The organism is Pseudarthrobacter sp. RHLT1-30-1, assembly GCF_059383415.1.
The window spans coordinates 1-2,787 of sequence record NZ_JBWZCG010000058.1; the positions used below are offsets into that span (position 1 = coordinate 1).

General features: G+C 65.4%; 1 protein-coding gene. It reads right to left on the minus strand.

The features are described 5' to 3' along the window. Positions 1-204: 204 nt before the first annotated feature. On the minus strand, positions 205-2,661 hold the full coding sequence (locus AC50YM_RS20460; RefSeq protein ID WP_494958763.1) for an HAD-IC family P-type ATPase: 2,457 nt from the start codon (positions 2,659-2,661) through the stop codon (positions 205-207). Positions 2,662-2,787: the final 126 nt, after the last annotated feature.

Genomic DNA, 2,787 nt, shown 5'->3' on the forward strand with positions numbered 1-2,787 from the left:
ACCCGGGAGGGTGTGGGAGAGTAGGTCACCGCCGGAACATCATTACACGGTCGAGAGCCCCAACCACACAGGTCGGGGCTCTCCCGCATTTAACCCCCAAACACCGAACCCCACGGCCCCGCGCGCTGGGACCTGCCCAACGATAGGCGCACTCCCCGGGCACACGGCGGAGCCAGCACCCCCCGCGCACGTCGGGGCGCAGGCTCAGCGCGGGAACACCCTGCCATGCACCAAGGCCAGCAACTCAAGCAACAACCCCGCACCGGCCACACCGATCCCTGCTGCCCACAACATCTCCGCCGGCGGCAGCGTCAGCTTGAAGAAGTCCTGGGCGAGCGGCAGGTTGAGCAGGATCACCAGGCTCGCACACATCGCAATCATGACCGCCAACTTCTTCGGATCCAGCGGGCGGGAGATAATCGCGAGAATCCACAGCCCGAGCAACGCCAACGTCAGCACAGATGCTGATTGCAGGAACTCCGGCCCCGTCTGGGCAAGTGCACCGGTATTTGCGTACAAGTTCAGCCCCAGCAGGCAAGCAGCGACGATGAGCCCTGCGGGCACCGCGAACGAGAGCGAGCGGCGCAGGAACCCGGGCCGGTAGAGGCGGGTATTTGCCATCAGCGCCAGGAAGAAGGAGGGGATGCCTATCGTCAAGCCGTCCGTGAATGACAATTGCCGGGGCAGGAATGGAAACTGCAGGTTCAACACGCCAAAACTGACCGCGATCGCTATCGAGTAAGCCGTTTTGCTGAGGAATACCTTGGAAACCCGCTCAACGTTGGCTATCACCCTCCGGCCCTCGGCCATCACTCCTGGCAGCCGGTCGAAGCGCCCATCCAAAAGGACCAGCCGGGCCACAGCCTTAGTGGCAGGCGCGGCAGTGTTCATTGCTATGCCGAGGTCTGCCTCTTTCAAGGCCAACACATCATTAACGCCGTCGCCCGTCATCGCAACCGTGTGACCGCGACGCTGGAGTGCGGCCACCATTTCCTTCTTCTGGTCGGGACTTACCCGGCCGAAGACCGTGTTGGCAGCCAATACCTCTTCGAGAAGACGGGGGTCAGCCGGGAGTGTCCGGGCATCATAACCACCCTCGACGTCGAGACCCACGCTGCGCGCAATCGCAGCCACCGTACGGGGGTCGTCTCCCGAAAAAATCTTCAGCTCAACGCCCTCCTCGCGAAAGTACGCAAGCGTCCTTCGCGCATCAGGACGAATCTGCTCCCGAAACGTGAGCACCACCACGGGCCTCACGGCGGAGGGCAGTGTTGCGGTGTCGGCAGTGATGGCGGTGCCGTCTGCGAAAGCGAGCACGACGGTGCGTAGCCCCGATGCGGCCAGCCGCCCGGCCTTTCCCAGCGCGGCGCCAGCCGGCGAGTCCGCACCCGCGCCACCGTCGGACCCGGCTCCCAGCACTACCTCCGGGGCGCCGAGGATCCAAGTGCCTGGGCGAGCAACACCGCCGTCGAACGCCACAGAACTCCACTTCCGGGCGGACGAGAACGGAACCGAAGACACCGCTGCGCTCGTGCCGTTCTGCTCAAAAGCTGCGGCCATGCAACGCGACGTCGCGTTCGCCTCCGGATCCGCCGCAAACCAGCCCAGAGCGCGCTCCCAACCAGGTTCCGCCGGCTCAGCCAGCTCATGCACACCGTCGAAGACGATCCGGCCTTCGGTCAGCGTCCCGGTTTTGTCCAGGCAGAGGACATCCACGCGGGCCAGGCCCTCCACTGCTGCCAGCTCCTGGATGAGAACCTTATTCCCGGCGAGCCGGACCCCTCCCACGGCGAAGGCCACGCTCGAGAGCAGAACAAGGCCCAGCGGAACCATGGCGATGACGCTTGCAATCACGCCCACCAGCGCGGAGGTCCAGGCGCCGGTAGCGATGGCCTGCTCCCAGCCGCCTCTGGACTGCATCTCACCATTGGCCACGACGACGGCGACCGGCAACAGCGCCCAGGTGAGCCAGCGCAGAATCCGGTTGAGACTATTGCGGATCTCCGAGTTGACCAGCGAGAACCGTTTCGCATCGGCGGTGAGGCGGCTGGCGAACGACTCAGCGCCCACCCGCACGACCCGAGCGGTGCCGCGGCCGGCAACGATGATGGAGCCGGAGAGCACCTCAGTCCCAACATCCCGGTCAACGGGGTCCGACTCCCCGGTAAGCAGGGATTCGTCGGCCTCCAGCCCGCTGCTCTCGAGGACCGAGGCATCGGCCGTAACCTGGTCGCCGGGCCGCAGGACCAGGACATCGTCAAGCACCACCTCGGCGGTGCCGATTTCCTGAACACTGCCATCCCGCAGCACGCGGGCCAGCGGTGCCTCAAGGACTGCGAGCCGGTCCAGAGACCGCTTGGCCCGATACTCCTGCACGACTCCGATCACCGCGTTGCCCACGGCGGAAAGGCCAAAGAGTGCGTCCTGCCAGCTTCCAAGCAGCAGGAGCAGCACGAAGCTCGTACCCACGATCGCGTTGAACAGCGTCAGCACATTGGCGCGGACGATCTCCCAGAGGGTGCGGCTGGTTGCGTCCGGCGCATGGTTGCCGAGGCCGTCCCTCATCCGGGTGGCAACTTCGCCTTGGGAGAGGCCGGTCGCGGCTGGCCCGGACACACGCCGATGGCGGAGTTCTGGTCTTCGGCGCCCGCTTTCTGCCATCACCCCCTGATCGTAGTCCGAGTGACTTCGGAGCGCGGTGATGCAGCCCACAGGAGCGGGGTTTCATTGTTTCGGCCGTGGGGGCCCGTCTGTTGGGCCTTTAGTCCGGGTGGTTGCGGGGTTTTT

Bases quoted from the DNA above. Each gene is read 5' to 3' on its own strand.
- AC50YM_RS20460 (WP_494958763.1), bottom strand. From the start codon at position 2,661: ATGGCAGAAAGCGGGCGCCGAAGACCAGAACTCCGCCATCGGCGTGTG.